The following is a 19,985-nucleotide window of genomic DNA, read 5'->3' on the forward strand; positions in this document are numbered from 1 at the left end:
TATGAAAAAAGCAATTAGAATCTTAGGCGTATTGATGTTGGTCGTTGTTACCACATTATCTTTTGCATCGTGTAGTAATGATGATGATCCCGTAAACAATGATTTCTTCGCAGGAACTTACAAGGGAAGTATCTCTTATAACGATGGATCTACAAACAACAGTACTGATAACGGAAGTGTATTTGTAACCAAGATTGCCAGCGGTACGAAATACAATTTTGCATTCTCCAATGGTATTCCGGATCTTAACGGAGTTGAATTTCAACAATCTGGAGACCATACTCTTGTCATGGTTGGTGGGACTGCTACCTCTTATATTAGAATTGACAATAATGACTTGAAAATTTTATATATTAAGGATGGCAAGACATGGACGGCCAACTGTACACGTTAAATCTATCATTCATATTTATATCAAGCCTGCTTCCGTTATGAAAGCAGGCTTATTTTATTTTTAAACCTTTGACTTTAAGTTTTTTTTAAGCAGTAATAAACTTTAGTTAAGGTTGTAAATACCCGTTTTTCAGCCCGTTTTTTGTATATCTTTACTTAAGAAAAAATAAACAATACACCCTCATGAAAAAATTATTAACAGCAATGTCTCTGGCATTAGGACTAGGATTTGCAACCGCACAACAGACTGTTCCGGCAACGACTGCAGCCCCTCATCCCACTACAAAAGTAGTAAAAGCTCCGGCAGCTAAAACGGCTCAGCCTGCATCTAAAATGAAAAAGGACGGAACCCCCGATAAAAGGTATAAAGAAAATAAAAACCTTAAAAAAGACGGCACTCCAGACAAAAGGTACAAAGCCAACAAGTAAACTTTAACATATAGTTGTTATTTTCATAATCAAATTTCGAAGAACCGGTGAAACTCATTCGCCGGTTTTTTTTATGGCATATCTTAATCAAAATGATTCCATATTCTCTACTTATTTATAAATTTGAAGCATGTTAAATTTCTTCAAGAAAAATGCGGCACTGGTCTGGGCAAAAAAACATGTTCAGAAAACCGGGGATTTCAAAAAAAATTCAGAGAAAAATCAGGAAGCTCTTTTGTTGTCTCTTGTAAAGACGGCTCAGAAAACTCTTTTCGGAAGGGAGCATGATTTTGAAAACATTCATTCTGTAAAAGAATTCCAGGAAAAAGTTCCTGTTGCTGATTACGAAGATCTCAAACCCTATATAGAAAGAGTCAAAAAAGGACAAGCCAATATCCTCTGGACTGATACCCCGGAATATTTCGCAAAAACTTCGGGAACGACTTCAGGTTCAAAATACATTCCTATCTCTAAGGAAGGAATGCCTTTCCAGATTGCAGGGGCTCAGAGCGCACTGTTTCACTATATTGCACAGAAAAACAATGCAGACTTTGTGAATGGGAAAATGATTTTCCTGCAGGGAAGTCCTGAGATGGAAGAAGTTTTCGGAATTAAAACAGGGAGACTTTCAGGCATTGTAGCCCACCATATTCCTGCTTATCTTCAAAAAAACAGACTACCAAGCTGGAATACGAATATAATGGAAGACTGGGAAGCCAAGGTAGACAAAATCATTGAGGAAACAGAACATGAAAACATGACGCTGATTTCTGGAATTCCGCCATGGTTGATTATGTATTTTGAAAAGCTTACCGAAAAACATGGTAAAAAGATCAAACAGCTTTTCCCCAATCTCCAGCTTTTAGTCACCGGAGGTGTTAATTACGAGCCTTATCGCGATAAAATGGAAGATCTGCTTGGCGGAAAAGTAGATATCATCCAGACCTTTCCGGCATCCGAAGGATTTTTCGCTTTTCAGGATGACTATACCAAAGAGGGGCTTCTTCTGCTAACCAATCATGGAATTTTCTATGAATTCATTCCACTGGAAGAATATGGCAAACCCGGAGCAAGAAGATTACCATTAAAAGATGTAGAACTCAATAAAGATTACGCACTCATCCTGACTACGAATTCTGGCTTGTGGGCTTATTCTATCGGAGATGTTGTCCGGTTTATTGATAAAGATCCTTATAGAATCCTGGTAAGCGGCAGAACGAAGCATTTCACTTCTGCTTTCGGGGAACACGTTATCGCATTTGAAGTAGAGGAAGCGATGAAAGCTACGCTGGAAAAATATCCTGCCCAGATCATCGAGTTCCACCTTGCGCCGCAGGTCAACCCAACTGAAGGACTTCCCTATCATGAATGGCTGATTGAATTTGAAAAAGAACCTGAGGATATGGAACGATTCAGAAGTGAGCTGGACTATCAGCTTCAAAAAAGAAATACGTATTACGAAGATCTTATTACGGGAAACATTCTTCAGCCTCTTCATATTAAAACCTTGAAAAAGAATGCTTTTCATGAGTACGCAAAATCGCAGGGTAAACTGGGTGGACAAAATAAAACCCCAAGACTGGCGAATGACAGAAAAATTGCAGATCTATTAGAAATTTACAAACTTTAAAGATATTTTTTCAATTCCGAAAACATATATTCGAAAAAAATTATAAATTTGAAAAAATAAAAAATAATAATGAGAGCATCTGTACTTTTAAAATCATCTTTACTAACGTCTTTATTTGTGATTTCATCCTGCGCTACCACAAAGTACAGCGATGATGTTTCAAAAAATAATTATTCTAATCTTCAAGCCGGAAAAACGTATGTGGTTACCATGAAAGATGGTTCTCCAAAACAGAAAATACTGTTCCGAAACATTGATGGTGATAAAATTATTGGGACTGGCGGTAAAAAAGACAGTACAGAGGTGATCATCCCAAAATCCAATGTTGCTGCTGTAAAGGACAGATCCAAAGCAAGGGTAACGGCTGGTGCTACAGTGATCGGAGCAGCCGGGGTTGCAGCTATCGTGATCAGTTCGTTGAGAGCAGACTAAATAGATTTTATCTTTCGGAAACTATTTGATTTATCATTTAAAAATCACCCTATAAAACAGCCTTAAATGAATATTTAGGGCTATTTTTGTGCATGATTTCCTTTACACCGTTAAAAACATTGCAAAATGTTGAATTCAGAAATCTTCTCACAGGAAGATTTTTTATTGTTTTAGCCTTCAGAATGCTCGCTACTTTACTGGGATGGTGGGTATATCAATTAACGAAAGATCCATTTTCAATAGGCCTCATTGGGCTTTCCGAGGTTATTCCTGCAGTAAGCTGTGCTTTGTATGCCGGACATGTTATTGATATGAATGAAAAGAAGCGATTACTGCTGATTTGTAATTATGCTTATATTTTTCTGATTGGACTTCTGCTTATTCCAGCCTTCTTCAATGTAGAAATGCATTTTAACGGACATGAAATTACCTATTTTATATATGCAGTTATATTTTTTACGGGAATTGCACGAGCTTTCATCGGACCTATCGTTCCATCAATGATTCCCAAAATCGTCAAGAAGGAAAACCTTCCTAATGCCGTTACCCTGAATCAGGCTACCTTTCTGATATCCTCGGTATGCGGACATGCTGCAGGCGGACTTCTTATTGGTTATTTTGGAGTACAATATACTTTAATCGTTATTATTTCGTTAATATTCATCGCTTCTCTATTTTTCTGGCAGCTGAAACAGCAGCATTCAGAACATAAGAAGGAAGAAGTAAATGTTGTGGAGAGTATGCGTGAAGGCATTTCCTATATATTTAAGACCAAAGAAATTTTAGGGGCACTATGTCTTGACATGTTTGCGGTTCTTTTTGGAGGAGCTGTAGCTATGATTCCGGTATTTGCGACAGATATTCTGGATGCAGGAGCAGAAGGTTTCGGACTTTTAAATGCTGCTTCTGATATAGGATCTATGTGTATCATTACTCTTTTGGCGATTGTTCCGCTAAGAAAGAATCAGGGAAAGATACTTTTGGTGGTGGTTGCCGGATTTGGGCTTTGCATCATTGGTTTCGGACTGTCCAAGCTGTATTGGCTTTCCTTTATATTCCTTGTCATGAGCGGAATGCTTGATGGAATTTCGGTGGTTATCAGAGGAACGATTGTTCAGCTGAAAACTCCCGACCATATCAGAGGCCGTGTATTGAGTGTGAATTCTATATTCATCATGTCCAGTAATGAAATGGGACAATTTGAAAGTGGGCTGATGGCAAAATTGCTGGGCGTCGTACGCTCTGTCGTGTTTGGAGGAAGCATGACGGTACTGGTAGCTATCCTTGTAGCAAGTACCAATCCCAAGCTGAGAAAAATGAATTATTAGGCAATAATATCCTGATTCTATTAAATATATCACAAAATCTTTAAATTAACTTTAATAATTTTTTATATTTGTCTTTTTTAAATCCCCCTTTATGAAAAAAGCATTACTCGTTTTTCTAATCATCTGCTCGCGCATCTTATATGCTCAGTCAGATTGTATTAGTGCAATATCTATCTGCGGAAACTCAGATATTTCTTATACTCCTTCCGGACCAGGAAATATACTGGAAGGCATTGGAGCAAACTCTTGTCTGAGTGACACTGAAAATGAACACTTTTCCGTATGGTACTCTTTCACGGCGGCCACTTCGGGAACATTGGCATTTGTCATTAATCCGACTATCGATACCGATGACTATGACTTTGCAGTTTACGGACCTACTACCAACGGATGTACTTCGCTGAATAACAGCAACGTTTTTGTAACACCTGTACGATGTAATTTCAACGGTACAGGTTCTTCTCAGGGAAATACAGGTTTACTCCTTACCATACCGCCACCGCCACCGCCAAATACAAATGGAAGTGCAGGAAACCAGTCTGAATGGAGTCCACATATGGTGGTACAGGCAGGTGAGACCTATTATCTTGTTGTAGATAACTATAGAAGTTCACCGGATGGATTCTCTCTGACATGGACTGGTACTGCCAGTTTAAGTTCTGCATTCAACGACCCTGCGCTTGCTCCGTTTCCATTCATTACCCCGGGACTTCCTGCAGCTAACCCTGCTGACCCGAATGAAGTAACCGTATGCTCATTGGCTACACCATTCAACTTCCTCTCTTTGAATGCAGGAGTTATCAATGGTAACAGCGCCAATTTCAAGGTAACCTATCATAAAAACACCAATGATGCGATTACAGGAGGAAATCCTGTAACGTCAGAAATAGTTAATCTTGCGACAGTTTATTATTACAGAATTGTGTATCAGGATCCCGCCAACCCTACCAATCCTATGAATGGCTGTTTTATTACAGGAAAATTCAAATTCAGGGACGGTAGCTTCGCTTTAACCAATGCTACCCTTACAAGTTGCAGCAATAATAACGCCGGGACAGCGATGTTTGATCTTACCACTGCTACTATAGGAGCCTTACCTAGCCACGTGTTGAAGTATTATCCTACAATGTTCGATCTTAATGCAGGAACGAATGAAATCACAAGCCCGTCGATCTACCAGTTTGTCTCAGCAGAAGGAAAAATATTTGTAAAAGCTACGAACGAATTCGGATGTACAGCAACTGCAGAAATCACCCTGAAGTTCCATCCACTGGTAACCGTAACTGATGCTTCGCTAAGAACATGTTTCCTTGAAACCAATCATTCACTGGGTACTTTCAATCTGAGCAATGCTACGGTAACAACCCAACTGGGGGCGACTAAAAAATACTATCCATCACAAACAGATGCAGTAAACGGAACCAATGAAATTTTAAATTTTCTGACGTATACAGCTCCAAGCGGAGTGATCTATGTAAAAGTCATCAATGCACAGGGATGTTATAATATTGCGAAGGTAACATTAACCGTTCTTTCGCCTGTTTACTCTAACGTGTTACAGGATAAAATTATCTGTATAGAAGATAAAACAACTCTGGATGCCGGTCCTGGATTCAATGCTTATGAGTGGAGTACAGGAGCAACTACACAGGTCATCAACAGTGTAGCTGTGGGAACTTACTGGGTTAAATTGAAGACAGGTGACTGTATTACATTGCAGACGGTAAAAGTATACGCTTCTGAGCAGCCTGTCGTTTCAAGCATTGATATATCAAATACAACGATCACTGTGAATGTCATTGCAGGAGCTCCTGAATACAAGTATTCTATGGATAATGTCAACTGGCAGGATTCCAATGTATTCACTAACGTATCAAGAGGAGACCACAAAATCTATGTAAAAGACGCTTATGACTGTGACCCTATTGAGATCACAGTGGTGGTCCCTAATCTTATCAATGTCATTACTCCAAACGGAGATGGTGTCAATGACTTCATAGATTATTCAGCATTATCCGGTAAAAATGGTCTTATTTTCAGTATATTTGATAGATATGGAACTAAAATCCACCAGGCCGATAAATCCAACGGATATAAGTGGGACGGAACCGTAGCCGGTAAAAAGATTCCTACGGGAACGTACTGGTATTCTGTAACGTGGAATGAAAATGATAAAAAGAATACCCCATTCAAATTCTCAGGATGGGTCATGGTAAAAAACAGAGAATAATTTCTTGTTAAAAATACAAAACCGCTCTACGGGGCGGTTTTTTTCAACATAAATGCTGATAACTTTATTTTACTTAAATCTTGTTTCACAAAAATCATTTTAAACATGAAAAAAACATTACTTCTTTTAATTTTATTTATAGCACAGGTGTTTCATGCACAGTCCGATTGTGTCTCGGCCATCCCACTCTGCGGAAACTCCGAAATCTCCTACACTCCGTCCGGACATGGAGATATCGTTGAAAATCTATCGACAAATGGATGTCTGGGCAGAAATGAAAATTACTCGGTATGGTATACTTTTACCGTTGCAACAGCAGGAACACTAACCTTTGTTATTGATCCAAATGTTAATTCCGACGATTACGATTTTGCAGTATATGGTCCAACGACCAATGGATGTACCTCTTTGAATACCAATAACGTTTTTGTAACACCACTAAGATGTAACTATAATGGTAGTACTCCGACAGGAAATACTGGTCTTACTTTAACCTTGCCTCCACCTCCACCTCCCAACACCAACGGAAACGCAGGGAATGCATTTGAATGGAGCCCTTATATGCAAGTACAAGCCGGAGAAACTTACTATCTGGTTGTAGACAATTTTAGAAGTTCTCCTGATGGATTTAAATTAATCTGGGGAGGTACTGCAAGTTTAAGTTCAGCATTCAACGATCCTGTTCTGGCACCGAACCCTTTTCTGCCACCTGGAATTCCAAATGCTGATGCTACCCAACCAAGCGACGTTATGGTATGCGGGCTTCCTTCACAGTTCAATTTCAATACACTTACTGCAGGTATCGTTAATGGAAACAATCCTAACTTCAAAGTTACCTATCATAACAATACCAATGATGTTGTTACCGGAAATAGTCCTCTTAACATAGCTACAGTAAACGGAACGACCACTTATTACTACAGAATCAGATATCTGGATCCTGATAATCCAGACAGTGTTATTAACAAGTGTTTCATCAGCGGAAAGTTCAAGTTCAAAGATGCAAGCATAACAGCAAAAAATGCAACTATTTTCGCATGTAATAATAATGGAGAAGGAACTGGAAAATTTGATCTGACTACAGCAGATGTATTTACTGGAGGTACAAAAAAATACTATCCAACCCTTGCTGATTTAAATGCTGACACCAATGAGATCACGAATCCAACCAACTATATTTCAGCTCAAAAAATAGTATATGCAAAAGTAATTTCTGCATTCGGATGTACTGCTATAGGAAATATTACCTTATCCTTCCACCCGGTAGTTACATTAAAAGATGCTTTGATACAGGAATGTTATATCGAAAACGATATCCTGCGGGCAAAATTTGATCTGACACTAGCCGATGTAGGAGCTATTGCAGGGCAAACCAAAAAATTCTATAAGACATTAACTGACGCAACAGCTGAAACGAACCCGATTGCAGCACCTGATGCTTATCTCACAGCAAGCACCGAAGTCTATGTAAGAGTTACTAATGCTAATCAGTGTTATGCTATTTCTAAGATAACGTTAAAAGTTCTTCCTCCGGTAAAATCTGCTGTCCTGAAAGACAAAACGATTTGTGCGGAAGAAAAAACGACCCTGGATGCAGGACCTGGATTTGACGGATATGAATGGAGCACGGGCGCTACGACGCAATCGATCAGTAATGCAGGAATAGGTGTTTACTGGGTAAAACTAAAAACAGGAAAATGCTTTACCCTTCAGACTGTAACCATTTTTGCATCCACACAACCGGTAATTGCCAGTGTGGAGATCAGCAACAATACCATTACAGTGAATGCGTCAGGCGGAACTCCTCCTTATATGTATTCAACTGATGGGGTTACGTGGCAGGCATCTAACTCGTTCAGCGGACTTCCTAGAGGAGAAAACAAGATATTCTTAAAGGATTCTTTCAACTGTAATCCTATCCAGATTACCGTTACAGTTCCGAATCTGATCAACGCAATTACTCCAAACGGAGATAAAGTTAATGATGAGGTTGACTACTCCGCGCTCGCTTACAAGAAAAACCTTGTATTTATAGTTTATGACAGATACGGAAACAAACTTTATGAGGCGAATAAAATGAGAGATTATAAATGGGACGGAACAGCTTCCGGCAAGAAAATCCCTACCGGTACTTACTGGTACTCTATCTCTTGGAACGAAAACGATAAGAACGGTACCGAAACGAAATATTCAGGATGGATACTGGTAAAAAATAAAGAATAAGCTATTCTAAATATCAAAAAAAAGGCTGTCACAAATGACAGTCTTTTTTTATGTATTATTTTTCATTCCACTCAACAAATCATCTCTAATAACCATAATAATCCAAAAAAATAGTAATCATTTTCAAATGAATGAATACTACTTATTGAAAATTTTCTATTTTTGATCCCCAAATTTTTATCAACATCTTTTTGGTTCTGTTTATAATACGTCCGGAGGATTGCTGATAACTTGTTAGTTATTATTTTTTTTAAATAAACTATCTTTGCATCATGGCGCAGAAAGAAACATTATCATCCCTTACGCACGGAAACTTTGCAAGAGAGCTATCTATTGCGGATGGAAAAATGCCACCCAATGCTGTAGATTTTGAAAGACTGGTTATAGGTACTTTTTTGATTGACAAAAAGGGACTTGACCACTCTATTGACCTTCTTACTCCGGAAGTATTTTATGACCCGAGACATCAGGTTATTTTTTCCACCATCTTAAAACTTTATGAAGGCAACCATCCGGTGGATCTTATGACGATCATCCAGGAGTTAAAAAAAGAAGATAAGCTAAGCCAGGCAGGAGGTGATCATTACATCATTGACCTTACGATGGGGGTAAGTTCATCCGCCCATATTGAATACCATGTACGTGTTATTCTTGAAAAATACATCTTAAGAAGTCTGATCAATGTTTCGGCCAACGTTATCGATTCTTCATATAAGGAATCTACTGATGTATTCGAACTTTTAGATAAGGCTGAACAGTCCTTCTTTGAGATCACCAACGGAACGATTAAAAAAGGATTTGACACGGCTAACTCATTAGTAAAGCAGGCTATTGAAACGATTAAATCTTTGAAAGATAAAGAAGGACTTTCAGGAGTCCCTTCAGGATTTAGAGATATTGATAAAGAAACAGGAGGCTGGCAAAATTCTGACCTTATCATCATTGCGGCCCGTCCGGCGATGGGTAAAACAGCTTTCCTTCTGTCAATGGCAAGAAATATTGCAGTAGACCACAAAATCCCTATGGTACTGTTCTCTCTCGAGATGGCATCAGTACAGCTTATCACCAGGATGATTGCTTCTGAAACCAAAATTTCATCCGAAAAACTGAGAAAGGGAACTCTGGATGACGAAGAATGGCAGAGACTTTTCTCCAATGTATCTGAACTGGAAAACGCACCCCTTTTTATTGACGAAACCCCTTCTCTTTCTATATTCGACTTCCGGGCAAAATGCAGAAGACTGGTGATGCAGCATGGGGTAAGACTAATCATGGTCGACTACCTTCAGCTGATGACCGCAGGAGGCGGAGGAAAAGGAGTGGGTAACCGTGAACAGGAAATCTCCATGATCTCACGTTCATTGAAAGCCATTGCAAAGGAACTCAATGTACCTGTTATTGCCCTTTCACAGCTGTCAAGAAGTGTGGAAGCTCGTCCTGGAAAAAGACCTCAACTTTCTGACCTGAGGGAATCCGGAGCGATTGAGCAGGATGCAGATATTGTATCCTTTATTTTCAGACCGGAATACTATAAAATTGCAGTTTGGGATAATGATGAAGAAGGCGCGGAAACACCAACGGAAAACCAGGCAGAGCTGATCATCGCAAAACACAGAAATGGTGCCACCGCTGATGTGAGACTGTCATTCTTAAAACATTTTGCAAGATTTGGTGATATTGAAGCTGCTTTTGACGGGGGCTTAGGAGGTTATCCTTCTAATTTCGGATCTAATGAACCTAGTGGATTTGACAAGATCAAAACAACTATTCAGCCAGGTGCGGCATTTGATCTTCCGGACAGCTCGAAGCTTTCGGGATCTTCAATGAATGATTTTGATGACGATGATGATTTCCCGTTTTAGAATTGATAGCATTTTAAATTAAATAACAGTTTAGTATTCTTTCAGTTTATTTTAAATGAACTACTAATTTATATCTCCCAAGACTTTTGAGAATAGAAATATATACCGACGGTGCATGCAGTGGAAATCCCGGAAAAGGAGGCTATGGAATTCTCATGCGTGTGCCTGAAAAGAACTATCAGAAAACATTTTCCAAAGGTTTCAGGAAAACCACCAATAACAGGATGGAGCTCCTTGCTGTAATTTCCGCTATGGAAAAACTAAAGTCTTCGGAGAATGATATTCACATTTATACGGACAGCAAATACGTCGCTGATGCAGTAAACCAAAACTGGATCGCAGGATGGATCAAAAGAGGATGGAAAAATGTAAAAAATCCAGATCTATGGAAAAGATTCATTGAGATGTACAATAAGCACACCCCTAAAATGCACTGGATAAAAGGCCACGCCGGACACTTTGAAAATGAGCTTTGTGACAAACTCGCCGTTGCTGCTGCAGCTTCTTCTGAACTTGAGATCGACACCTATTTTGAAGGGCTGGAAAACAACACTCTTTTTTAATAAATCTAAATTCACCTTCATACTATTCAATATTCACCCGTTTATCACGTAATTCATTGAAAATTTACTATCATTTTCAGTAAAATTAACACTAAACACATATTAATTAATTGGGATTTAATATATTTACAGTATCTAATTAAAAGTAATCCCAATTCAATGAATAAATTTTTACTGTCTTATATTTCCCTTCTTCTGCTTTTTTTATCAGGAGGGCTACTTTCCCAAACGTATCAGCTAACAGGAAATCCGGTAACCACTGCAGGGTGGACTTTAGTTACTCCTGCCATAGTTAATGGAGATTTTATAATGCTCACTGATGATTTAATAAATAAATCAGGATCTATAAAATTAAACGACCCCATCAATCTGAAATATTGCGATAAATGGAGAGTAGAGTTTGATTTCAGAATCGACGGAAATGGAACTTCTTCCGGAAAAGGAGATGGTTTTGCATTCTGGTATCTTGCGAACCCTCCAGTCACAAGCCAACAAGGAGCAGGATTAGGCATACCTCAAAATGCTACAGGCCTTATTACTGGTTTTGACATTTACAATAATATGGGTGGTGGTGGACTGATGAGTAAAGTTCATGTTGCCTATGGCGTGGTTCCGAATACGACAGATACAAATGGCTTAGAATATTATAATACAGCAGGAAGCTCATTCCATTCAGCGGATCTTAATTCTACCCAACCTTTTGTAGGAAATACATACAAGCACGTTGAAGTTACAGGACAAACAGATCCTGCTCTGCCAACCAATTGGATCATTACTGTAAAGGTAGACGGAAATACTATTACTTCTCAATCATTTACACCAGCAGGAGCAGCCGCCAATATGACCCAGGGATACTTTGGGTTCTCTGCATCTACAGGAGCTGCAAGTGCTAGACACTCTATTAAAAACGTTAAAATTTATACCGATAAAGTTCCTATTTTACAAAATACAGTGACACAATCTTTCTGTCCTAATCCAACGACAGGATTCGGGTCTGTAAATTTAACCACCTTTAATTCACAACTTGTAAGCAACCCTTCTAATTATACCTTCACCTACCTACAGGGCTCAACTCCCATTACAAATCCTACCAACTATCAATTCAACGCAAACACCCCAGTGACCGTTATCGTCAAGGATAATGCAGGAATACTGTGTGACAACCCCGACGGAAAAATACTGTTGGTACTCGCCCCTCTTCTGCTTACTGATAAAACTTTAACAGCATGTAACAACAATAAAGGGGGAACAGGATTATTCAACCTCAACGCAGCAGATGTAGCAGGCGGGCTTAGTGTTGTCAAAAAATACTACAGAACCCTGAATGATCTCAATTCGGGTACCAATGAAATACAAAATCCGGGAACCTATACTTCAGCAGCAGGAAATGTTTATGTAAAAGTAACAACACCGTTGGGATGTACTGGTACTGCAAAAATCACTTTAGCATTCTATCCGGACACTCCCGTGAAAGAAGCCACGCTTCGCTCTTGTTTCCTTCAAAACAATATCACAAATGCCTTATTTGATCTGACTTCCGCTAATGTAACAACACTGACAAGCGGTTTCACTAAAAAATATTACACCTCTGTTGCAGATGCTCTGGCCGGAACCAATGAAATTGTCAATCCAACTCAGTATATGTCTGTAAGCACTTCAGTATATGTAAAAGTAACAGATGCCACTGCATGTTTTGCTGTTGCAAAAGTCAATCTTGTCGTTTTACCACCTGTAACCTCTACCGTTTTAAAAGATAAAATGAATGTATTGACGGCAGAACAGATCTGGACGCAGGTCCTGGTTTTAGCAGCTATGAATGGAGCACAGGAGCAACAACCTCCTCTATTCAGGGAGTTGGCGTAGGTCTTTATTGGGTAAAATTGAAAACCGGAGATTGTATTACAACGCAGATTGTAAAGGTTATTGCCTCTGCCAATCCTGTCATTACAAGCATCGACATCAATAACACAACAGTAACCGTCAATGTATCAGGAGGAACCCCACCGTATAAATATTCTTTAAATGGTACCGACTGGCAGGATTCTAATACGTTCACGGGACTTCACAGAGGGGAAGCCCAAGTTTTCGTTAAAGACTTTTACAATTGTATGCCTGTTGAGGTACAGATCACTGTTCCCAATCTGATTAATGCAATCACCCCTAACGGAGACAATGTGAATGACTACATTGATTATTCTGCTCTGGCATACAAGAAAAATCTTGTAATTATAGTATATGACAGATACGGCAATAAGCTTTATGAAGCAAACAAAATGAGAGATTTCAAATGGGACGGAACGGCTTCCGGTAAAAAGATCCTCACAGGAACGTATTGGTATTCTATCTCATGGAACGAAAATGACAAAAACAATACAGCTACAAAATATTCAGGCTGGGTACTGGTAAAAAACAGAGAATAAAACTATATCTCAAAAAAATCACTCTTTTTCAAGAGTGATTTTTTTAATCAATATAAACCAAACAAAGCATATTAGCTTTCTTTTTACCGCCGAACAACAAAAACACAATATTATTTTAATTATATTATCAATTAATCAAAATAAACCTGAAATTGACAATTTAAACCAAACAATTGACAATTATTCATTATATCCATCCAATCAAAATAAATATATTTATATCAATAACCTCAAACCCATCGCTTCACATGAAAAGAAAACTACTTATTTATTATTTAATCATTTTATTAGGCTTTTCCGGGCAAGTGTTTTCACAAACCTATCAGCTTGCAGGAAATCCTGTTAACACCACAGGCTGGGACCTTGTTTCCAATGCAGCTGTTGACAATGATTTTATCCGTCTTACCACAGATAATACCAGTTTATATGGCGCTATAAAGCTTGCCACTCCTATTACTTTAAGCTATTGTGACAAATGGAAAGTGGAATTTGATTTTAGGATCGACGGAAACGGAACCACCCAGTTTGGAAGAGGAGACGGTTTCACATTCTGGTACCTTGTCAATCCCCCTACAGGATTCGTATCCGGAGGTGGGCTTGGAATTCCGGGAAATGCTTCAGGACTGATGGTAGGATTTGACATCTTCAATAACAGTACAGAAGGTCAGATGAGTAAAATACATCTGCTTTATGGAACCAATGACACCGCAGGAAATAATATTGAATACAACAATACTCCGGGCAGTACATTCCATTCTCCCGATCTTATAGCAACCCAGCCTTTCGTAGGACCAGTCTATAAACACGTGGAAGTAAACGGTGAAACAGATCTTACCAATCCGACAAACTGGATTATAAAAATTAAACTTGATGGAGTACTTATTGTAGACCAGTCATTTGCCCCTTCAGGAGCAGCCATAGGAATGTCACAAGGCTACTTCGGTTTTTCAGCAGCTACGGGTGGTGCCAGTGCAAGACACTCTATCAAGAATGTGAAAGTTTTTGTAGATAAAGTACCCATCCTGAATGCTACAGTCAGTCCATTTGTATGTACAAATCCTGCAACCGGAACCGGAACTGTGGATCTTACGTCGTTTAATGCACAATTTGTCAATAATCCCGGTAATTACCTGTTCACTTACTATGTTTTAGGAAGTTCAACTCCTATTACCAATCCAACTAGTTTCGCTTATTCAGGCAACACAACCATTAAAGTCGTCATTAAAGATCCAAGCTCTACCCTATGCGACAATGGAGACGGAGTTATACAGCTAAATCCAACACCGTTCGCGGCAACTGATGCTACCCTTACCGGATGTAACAATAACAATGCAGGTACAGCGACATTTGATCTTACCACAGCAGCTTTAACAACGGTTCCGGGATGTACGATGCAGTTCTATAATACTATGTACGACCTTAATGCAGGAATTAACCAGATTCCGAATCCTACTGCGTATGCATCAGGAGCAGCGGTGATATTCGCAAAAGTGACGACGCCCCAGGGATGTGTAAGTACTGCAAAAGTTACGCTGAATCTTAATCCGGTTGTCGTTGTAACTGATGCTTCGCTGAGAACATGCTTCCTTGAAACCAATCCTTCACTGGGAACATTCAATTTAAGCAATGCTACCGTAACAACAGTAACAGGAGCAACGAAAAAATATTATCCGTCTCTGGCAGACGCGGTAAACGGAACCAATGAAATCTTAAATTTCTTAACCTATACAGCACCTTCAGGTGTAATCTACATCAAGGTCTTCAATGCTCAGGGCTGCTACACTATTGCAAAAGTGACCCTAACCGTTTTGGCGCCGGTTTTATCCAGTGTATTAAAAGACAAGATCATCTGTATTGAAGATAAAACCACATTGGATGCAGGACCTGGATTCACTTCATATCTATGGAGTACAGGTGCTACTACACAGACAATTTCCAATGTAGGAGTAGGAACCTACTGGGTAAAACTAAAAACAGGAGATTGTACCGCATTACAGACCGTAAAAGTCTATGCTTCTGAGCAACCCGTGGTAACAACCATTGATATCTCAGCAAATACGGTCACAGTTTTCGCTAACGGAGGAACTCCGCCTTACCAATATTCAATGGATAATATCAACTGGCAGGATTCTAATGTATTCAACAATGTTGCCAGAGGTGAAACTAAGATTTTTGTAAAGGACAGCTATGATTGTGAACCTATAGAAATCAATATTACTGTTCCGAATCTGATTAATGTCATCACCCCGAATGGAGATGGTGTGAATGACGCAATTGATTATTCTGCACTTTCAAACAAAAAAAATCTGCAGATCGGAATCTTCGACAGATATGGCTACAAGCTTTTCCAGGCGGATAAATCCAACAGATACACATGGGACGGAACTACGAATGGCAGTAAGAAAGTTCCTACCGGAAACTACTGGTATTCTATCACATGGAATGAGAACAACAGCAAGAATACTCCAATCAAATTCTCCGGTTGGATTATGGTAAAAAACAGAGAATAAATTTAAATTGATTATTTTTAAATACCCCTGGATCACTCTAAATTTGGAGTGATCCTTTTTTTGTCTTTCTGCAGGTATATATTTCATTTTAAAGTCATTTTATTCGTATTCAATTCTTAAATTTGTCCTATGAATTATTTGGAAGCTTTAAGCAGAAGATATTCTGTGAAGAAATTTAATCATGAGATCATTCCTCAGGATACCCTGTACAATATTCTCGAGTCAGGAAAGTTGTCTGCAAGTTCGCTTGGACTTCAGCCCTACAGGGTATTGGTGGTAGAAAGTAATGAGATGAAACAGAAATTAATTCCAGCTTTCTATAATCCTTCACAGATTTCTACATGCTCCCATCTCATCGTCATTATTTCAAAGAAAACAATTGAGGAAAGCTATATTCATGGATATTTTAATCATATTTCTGAAGTAAGGGAAACACCTGTTGAGAAACTTGATCTGTTCAGAAAAAGCATCAACCAATATATTATCCAAAAAACACAGGATGAAATTTTCAACTGGGCAGAAAAACAATCCTATATAGTTCTGGCCAATCTGATGTACGCTGCTGCTATTGAAAACATAGATTCGTGCCCTATGGAAGGCTTCCGGCAGGACGTGATAGAAGAAATTCTCAACATCAATCCAGATACAGAAAAAGTAACCGTCACCCTCGCTTTAGGCTACCGTTCTGAGGAAGATCATTTCCAGCACATGAAAAAAGTAAGAAAACCAAACGAAAAATTGTTTAAATTTATTTAATATTAAACGATTGTACCTAAAGCAAGCATATGATAAAAGCGGATGTATTAGTAATAGGTTCCGGCATCTCGGGACTTTCCTATGCCATTAAAGTTTCTGAACAGTTCCCTGATGCCAAGATCATCATTGTAACAAAATCTGACGAAGACGAAAGCAATACTAAATATGCACAAGGCGGGCTGGCTGTAGTCACCGACTTTAAAAATGATAATTTCGAAAAACACATCGAAGATACCATGCGTGCCGGAGATGGCGAAAACAAACGCGATGTTGTAGAAATGGTTGTAAGAGAAGCTCCTGCAAGATTCAACGAGATCGTGGAATGGGGTGCGAATTTCGACATGAAAAATGGAGAATTTGCTCTCGGAAGAGAAGGTGGCCATACAGAAAACAGAATCGTTCACCACAAAGACATTACAGGATTTGAGATTGAAAGAGCTCTTCTTGAAACGGCTAAAAACAGTCCGAATATTGAAATCCTCGACCATCATTATGTTATTGACATCATCACGCAACATCACGTTCCCGGAAAAGAAGTGAGCCAGGGCGATATCAACTGCTATGGTGCGTATATCCTTGATGAAAAATCAAGAAAAATCAAAAAAATCACTTCCAAAATAACACTGGCAGCTACCGGAGGTGCGGGACATGTTTACAAAAACACCACGAATCCCACCATTGCTACCGGAGACGGAATCGCTTTTGTTGCCCGAGCAAAAGGTAAAGTTTCCAATATGCAATATTATCAGTTTCATCCTACAGCATTATACAGCAAGATTAACGGAATGCTTTTCCTCATTTCTGAAGCAGTAAGAGGGGATGGCGCCAAATTAAGAACCAAGAAAGGTGAAAAATTCATGCACAAATATGATGAGCGTGAAGAATTAGCCTCAAGAGATATTGTGGCCAGAGCTATCGACAACGAAATGAAAATTTCAGGAGATGAATATGCCGGCCTCGACTGCCGTGACATGGATCACGAAAGATTCCTGGAACATTTCCCGAATATTTATAAAAAATGCAGAGAAGAAGGAATTGATCCTTTTACTCAATTAATCCCTGTGGTACCAGCCTGCCATTATCTGATGGGGGGAATTGAAGTAGATCGTGACGGACAGTCTTCTATCAGAAACCTTTTTGCTGTAGGAGAATGCACCAACTCAGGACTTCATGGCGCTAACAGGCTTGCGTCCAATTCATTACTGGAAGGTTTAGTTTTTGGACATAATGCCGCGATAAAGACGGTTGCGCTACTCAAGGAAAACAATTTTAATTTTGACGATCTGAAAGCTGTTCCGGAATGGAATGAAGAAGGAATGAACATCATGGATGAAATGGTCATCGTCAGCTACCTGAGAAAACAGCTTCAGGAAATGATGAGTGATCTTGTGGGAATTGTGAGAAGTAACAAGCGCCTGGCAATGGCTCTTCAAAAACACCAGGAGATCGCAGCAGCAGTAGACGAAATTTACCACTACTCTATTCTTTCACCACAGTTATCCGAATTAAGAAACCTGACCACCGTTGCTCACCTTATTATTACCCAGTCTATTGAGATGACTGAAAATAAGGGTGCTTTTTATAATAAAGATTTAGCTTAATAGCAATTAAAGCAAATCAATGGAAATATTCAGTTTGAAAATTCTTACCATTATTAAACTTTTATATATTCTAAAAGTATTAATTATAGGAATGATTTTAGGAATTTTCGGACTTCTTATTTTTGTTGTTAAATTGAATAACTCAAGTGATCTTGTTTTCTGGATACTGGGAATTGTTGCTGCACTTCTGGGAAGAAACTTTTTCGATTACTTAAAGAGGATCATTATTGCAAGAGCAAAATATCCACTCCCTTTAAATTTATTGTGTAATATACTGGAATTGGGAAAGCCTTATTATTTTGGAAAAGATCAATTTGATCTGGATGAAATTATTCATGACAACCAACTTCAATTAACATTGTACTATATCAATAATCACCAACATCCGATTCTACAATTTAATAAAGAGAAAATTCTTTTTCACAGTAGGGAATACCATTGGAAAAACTTCAATTGGAAATATTTTTTTTATTCCGAAAACCCTAATGCATATAGACCTCAAGGTAAATATTTAATAGAATTTTATGCTTCAAACCAAAACAATATCCGAATAAAAAATAAAATTGAGTTTGAAAAAATAAAAGCTGATGAAAATGAAGTAATTTTGCTTTTTGTGATCCATGATTTATTATTCGGAACAAAAGCATCATACTATTATTAAAATTAAAAATATGAAAAGACCAGCATACGTTACAGATAAAGTTTTAAAACAATTCATCAAAAACGCTCTGGAAGAAGACATTCAGGATGGGGATCACTCTACCCTTTCCACAATTCCAAAGGACCTGGAACAAAGTGCCAAACTTCTGGTCAAGCAGGACTGTATTTTAGCCGGAGTGGAACTGGCAGAAATTATTTTTAAAACTTTTGATAAAGACTTAAAAGTTGAGGTATTGATTAAAGACGGAGATTCTGCCAAGGTAGGAGATGTTGCTTTAACAGTAACCGGAAGTGCCCGGTCCATTCTTTCTACGGAAAGACTTATTCTGAACTGTATGCAGAGAATGAGCGGAATCGCAACCCTTACCCATGACTGGGATTCCAGATTAGTAGGAACCAAAACAAAGCTTTTAGACACCAGAAAAACGACCCCGAATTTCAGGGTATGTGAAAAATGGGCTGTCGCGATAGGTGGCGGTACCAATCACAGATATGGTCTTTATGATATGATCATGTTAAAAGACAACCATATCGACTATAACGGAAGTATTACCAATGCCGTAAAAATGGCAAAAGACTACGTTAAAACTAATAAGAAAAAATTAAAAATTGAAGTTGAAACAAGAAATCTGGAAGAAGTACAAAAAGCCATTAAAGCAAAAGTAGACCGAATCATGCTGGACAACATGAATGTAAACATGATGAAACAGGCCGTAGAAATGATCAACGGCTCATGTGAGTCTGAAGCATCAGGCGGAATTACCCGTGATATGTTAAAAGAAATTGCATCAACAGGAGTAACGTATATCTCTGCGGGAGCCCTTACCCATTCGGCTGAAAATATTGATTTGAGTCTCAAAGCGGTGAAATAGCGTTGTATTTTTAATAAAAACAGCCCCCATTTGTTAAAAATTCAATAATATGATTTTTTTCATGCCAAAATTCAAT

Annotated in this window: 16 protein-coding genes; all 16 read left to right on the top strand. The window is 38.6% G+C overall.

The genetic code is table 11. From position 1 onward, the window contains the following. Position 1: 1 nt before the first annotated feature. The gene (locus tag EG346_RS04660) at positions 2 to 394 is read left to right on the top strand and encodes a hypothetical protein (RefSeq protein ID WP_073330432.1); all 393 of its coding nucleotides are present in this window, start codon (positions 2 to 4) and stop codon (positions 392 to 394) included. A 182-nt stretch (positions 395 to 576) separates the two neighbouring features. After that, positions 577 to 822, top strand: coding sequence for a hypothetical protein (locus tag EG346_RS04665; protein WP_123877146.1), 246 nt, complete (start codon positions 577 to 579; stop codon positions 820 to 822). A 130-nt stretch (positions 823 to 952) separates the two neighbouring features. Beyond that, positions 953 to 2,452, top strand: a complete 1,500-nt coding sequence (locus tag EG346_RS04670) for a GH3 auxin-responsive promoter family protein (RefSeq protein WP_123877147.1) — start codon at positions 953 to 955, stop codon at positions 2,450 to 2,452. Between the two features lie 69 nt (positions 2,453 to 2,521). Continuing rightward, on the top strand, positions 2,522 to 2,884 hold the full coding sequence (locus tag EG346_RS04675; RefSeq protein ID WP_073330441.1) for a hypothetical protein: 363 nt from the start codon (positions 2,522 to 2,524) through the stop codon (positions 2,882 to 2,884). A 92-nt stretch (positions 2,885 to 2,976) separates the two neighbouring features. After that, entirely contained in the window at positions 2,977 to 4,212 is a 1,236-nt protein-coding gene (locus EG346_RS04680; protein ID WP_123877148.1) for an MFS transporter, read from the top strand. A 91-nt stretch (positions 4,213 to 4,303) separates the two neighbouring features. Next, positions 4,304 to 6,442 carry an FIDD domain-containing protein gene (locus EG346_RS04685; RefSeq protein WP_073330446.1) on the top strand — a complete coding sequence of 713 codons (2,139 nt, stop codon included), beginning with the start codon at positions 4,304 to 4,306 and terminating at the stop codon, positions 6,440 to 6,442. A gap of 105 nt (positions 6,443 to 6,547) precedes the next feature. After that, the gene (locus EG346_RS04690) at positions 6,548 to 8,665 is read left to right on the top strand and encodes an FIDD domain-containing protein (protein ID WP_073330449.1); all 2,118 of its coding nucleotides are present in this window, start codon (positions 6,548 to 6,550) and stop codon (positions 8,663 to 8,665) included. 272 nt (positions 8,666 to 8,937) lie between these two features. Continuing rightward, on the top strand, positions 8,938 to 10,527 hold the full coding sequence (dnaB, locus tag EG346_RS04695) for a replicative DNA helicase (RefSeq protein ID WP_073330452.1): 1,590 nt from the start codon (positions 8,938 to 8,940) through the stop codon (positions 10,525 to 10,527). Positions 10,528 to 10,613: 86 nt separating this feature from the next. After that, positions 10,614 to 11,090 (top strand): ribonuclease HI, encoded by a 477-nt coding sequence (gene rnhA, locus EG346_RS04700; protein WP_073330455.1) that lies wholly within the window; start codon positions 10,614 to 10,616, stop codon positions 11,088 to 11,090. A 159-nt stretch (positions 11,091 to 11,249) separates the two neighbouring features. After that, positions 11,250 to 12,953, top strand: a complete 1,704-nt coding sequence (locus tag EG346_RS04705; RefSeq protein WP_228429372.1) for a legume-like lectin family protein — start codon at positions 11,250 to 11,252, stop codon at positions 12,951 to 12,953. 17 nt (positions 12,954 to 12,970) lie between these two features. Beyond that, complete coding sequence (locus EG346_RS25045; RefSeq protein ID WP_228429374.1) at positions 12,971 to 13,510, top strand: T9SS type B sorting domain-containing protein; 540 nt, start codon at positions 12,971 to 12,973, stop codon at positions 13,508 to 13,510. A gap of 248 nt (positions 13,511 to 13,758) precedes the next feature. Then, entirely contained in the window at positions 13,759 to 16,020 is a 2,262-nt protein-coding gene (locus EG346_RS04710; protein WP_123877149.1) for an FIDD domain-containing protein, read from the top strand. A 129-nt stretch (positions 16,021 to 16,149) separates the two neighbouring features. Further along, positions 16,150 to 16,776, top strand: coding sequence for an NAD(P)H-dependent oxidoreductase (locus EG346_RS04715; protein WP_123877150.1), 627 nt, complete (start codon positions 16,150 to 16,152; stop codon positions 16,774 to 16,776). 29 nt (positions 16,777 to 16,805) lie between these two features. Then, positions 16,806 to 18,377, top strand: a complete 1,572-nt coding sequence (gene nadB / locus EG346_RS04720) for an L-aspartate oxidase (RefSeq protein ID WP_073330463.1) — start codon at positions 16,806 to 16,808, stop codon at positions 18,375 to 18,377. 19 nt (positions 18,378 to 18,396) lie between these two features. Then, positions 18,397 to 19,038, top strand: a complete 642-nt coding sequence (locus tag EG346_RS04725; protein WP_073330465.1) for a hypothetical protein — start codon at positions 18,397 to 18,399, stop codon at positions 19,036 to 19,038. Between the two features lie 10 nt (positions 19,039 to 19,048). Further along, positions 19,049 to 19,909, top strand: coding sequence for a carboxylating nicotinate-nucleotide diphosphorylase (nadC, locus tag EG346_RS04730; RefSeq protein WP_123877151.1), 861 nt, complete (start codon positions 19,049 to 19,051; stop codon positions 19,907 to 19,909). Positions 19,910 to 19,985 lie beyond the last annotated feature (76 nt).

Origin of the sequence: Chryseobacterium carnipullorum (assembly GCF_003815695.1) — a bacterium.
In the GTDB taxonomy this organism is placed as follows: Bacteria; Bacteroidota; Bacteroidia; order Flavobacteriales; family Weeksellaceae; genus Chryseobacterium; species Chryseobacterium carnipullorum.

Excerpts from the sequence above, each read along its gene's own strand:
- EG346_RS04690 (WP_073330449.1), top strand. The coding sequence starts at position 6,548 with ATGAAAAAAACATTACTTCTTTTAATTTTATTTATAGCACAGGTGTTT.
- EG346_RS04675 (WP_073330441.1), top strand. The coding sequence starts at position 2,522 with ATGAGAGCATCTGTACTTTTAAAATCATCTTTACTAACGTCTTTATTT.
- EG346_RS04680 (WP_123877148.1), top strand. The coding sequence starts at position 2,977 with ATGATTTCCTTTACACCGTTAAAAACATTGCAAAATGTTGAATTCAGA.
- nadC (WP_123877151.1), top strand. The coding sequence starts at position 19,049 with ATGAAAAGACCAGCATACGTTACAGATAAAGTTTTAAAACAATTCATC.
- EG346_RS04660 (WP_073330432.1), top strand. The coding sequence starts at position 2 with ATGAAAAAAGCAATTAGAATCTTAGGCGTATTGATGTTGGTCGTTGTT.
- nadB (WP_073330463.1), top strand. The coding sequence starts at position 16,806 with ATGATAAAAGCGGATGTATTAGTAATAGGTTCCGGCATCTCGGGACTT.
- EG346_RS04670 (WP_123877147.1), top strand. The coding sequence starts at position 953 with ATGTTAAATTTCTTCAAGAAAAATGCGGCACTGGTCTGGGCAAAAAAA.
- dnaB (WP_073330452.1), top strand. The coding sequence starts at position 8,938 with ATGGCGCAGAAAGAAACATTATCATCCCTTACGCACGGAAACTTTGCA.
- EG346_RS04705 (WP_228429372.1), top strand. The coding sequence starts at position 11,250 with ATGAATAAATTTTTACTGTCTTATATTTCCCTTCTTCTGCTTTTTTTA.
- EG346_RS04725 (WP_073330465.1), top strand. The coding sequence starts at position 18,397 with ATGGAAATATTCAGTTTGAAAATTCTTACCATTATTAAACTTTTATAT.
- EG346_RS04665 (WP_123877146.1), top strand. The coding sequence starts at position 577 with ATGAAAAAATTATTAACAGCAATGTCTCTGGCATTAGGACTAGGATTT.
- EG346_RS04715 (WP_123877150.1), top strand. The coding sequence starts at position 16,150 with ATGAATTATTTGGAAGCTTTAAGCAGAAGATATTCTGTGAAGAAATTT.
- EG346_RS04685 (WP_073330446.1), top strand. The coding sequence starts at position 4,304 with ATGAAAAAAGCATTACTCGTTTTTCTAATCATCTGCTCGCGCATCTTA.
- EG346_RS04710 (WP_123877149.1), top strand. The coding sequence starts at position 13,759 with ATGAAAAGAAAACTACTTATTTATTATTTAATCATTTTATTAGGCTTT.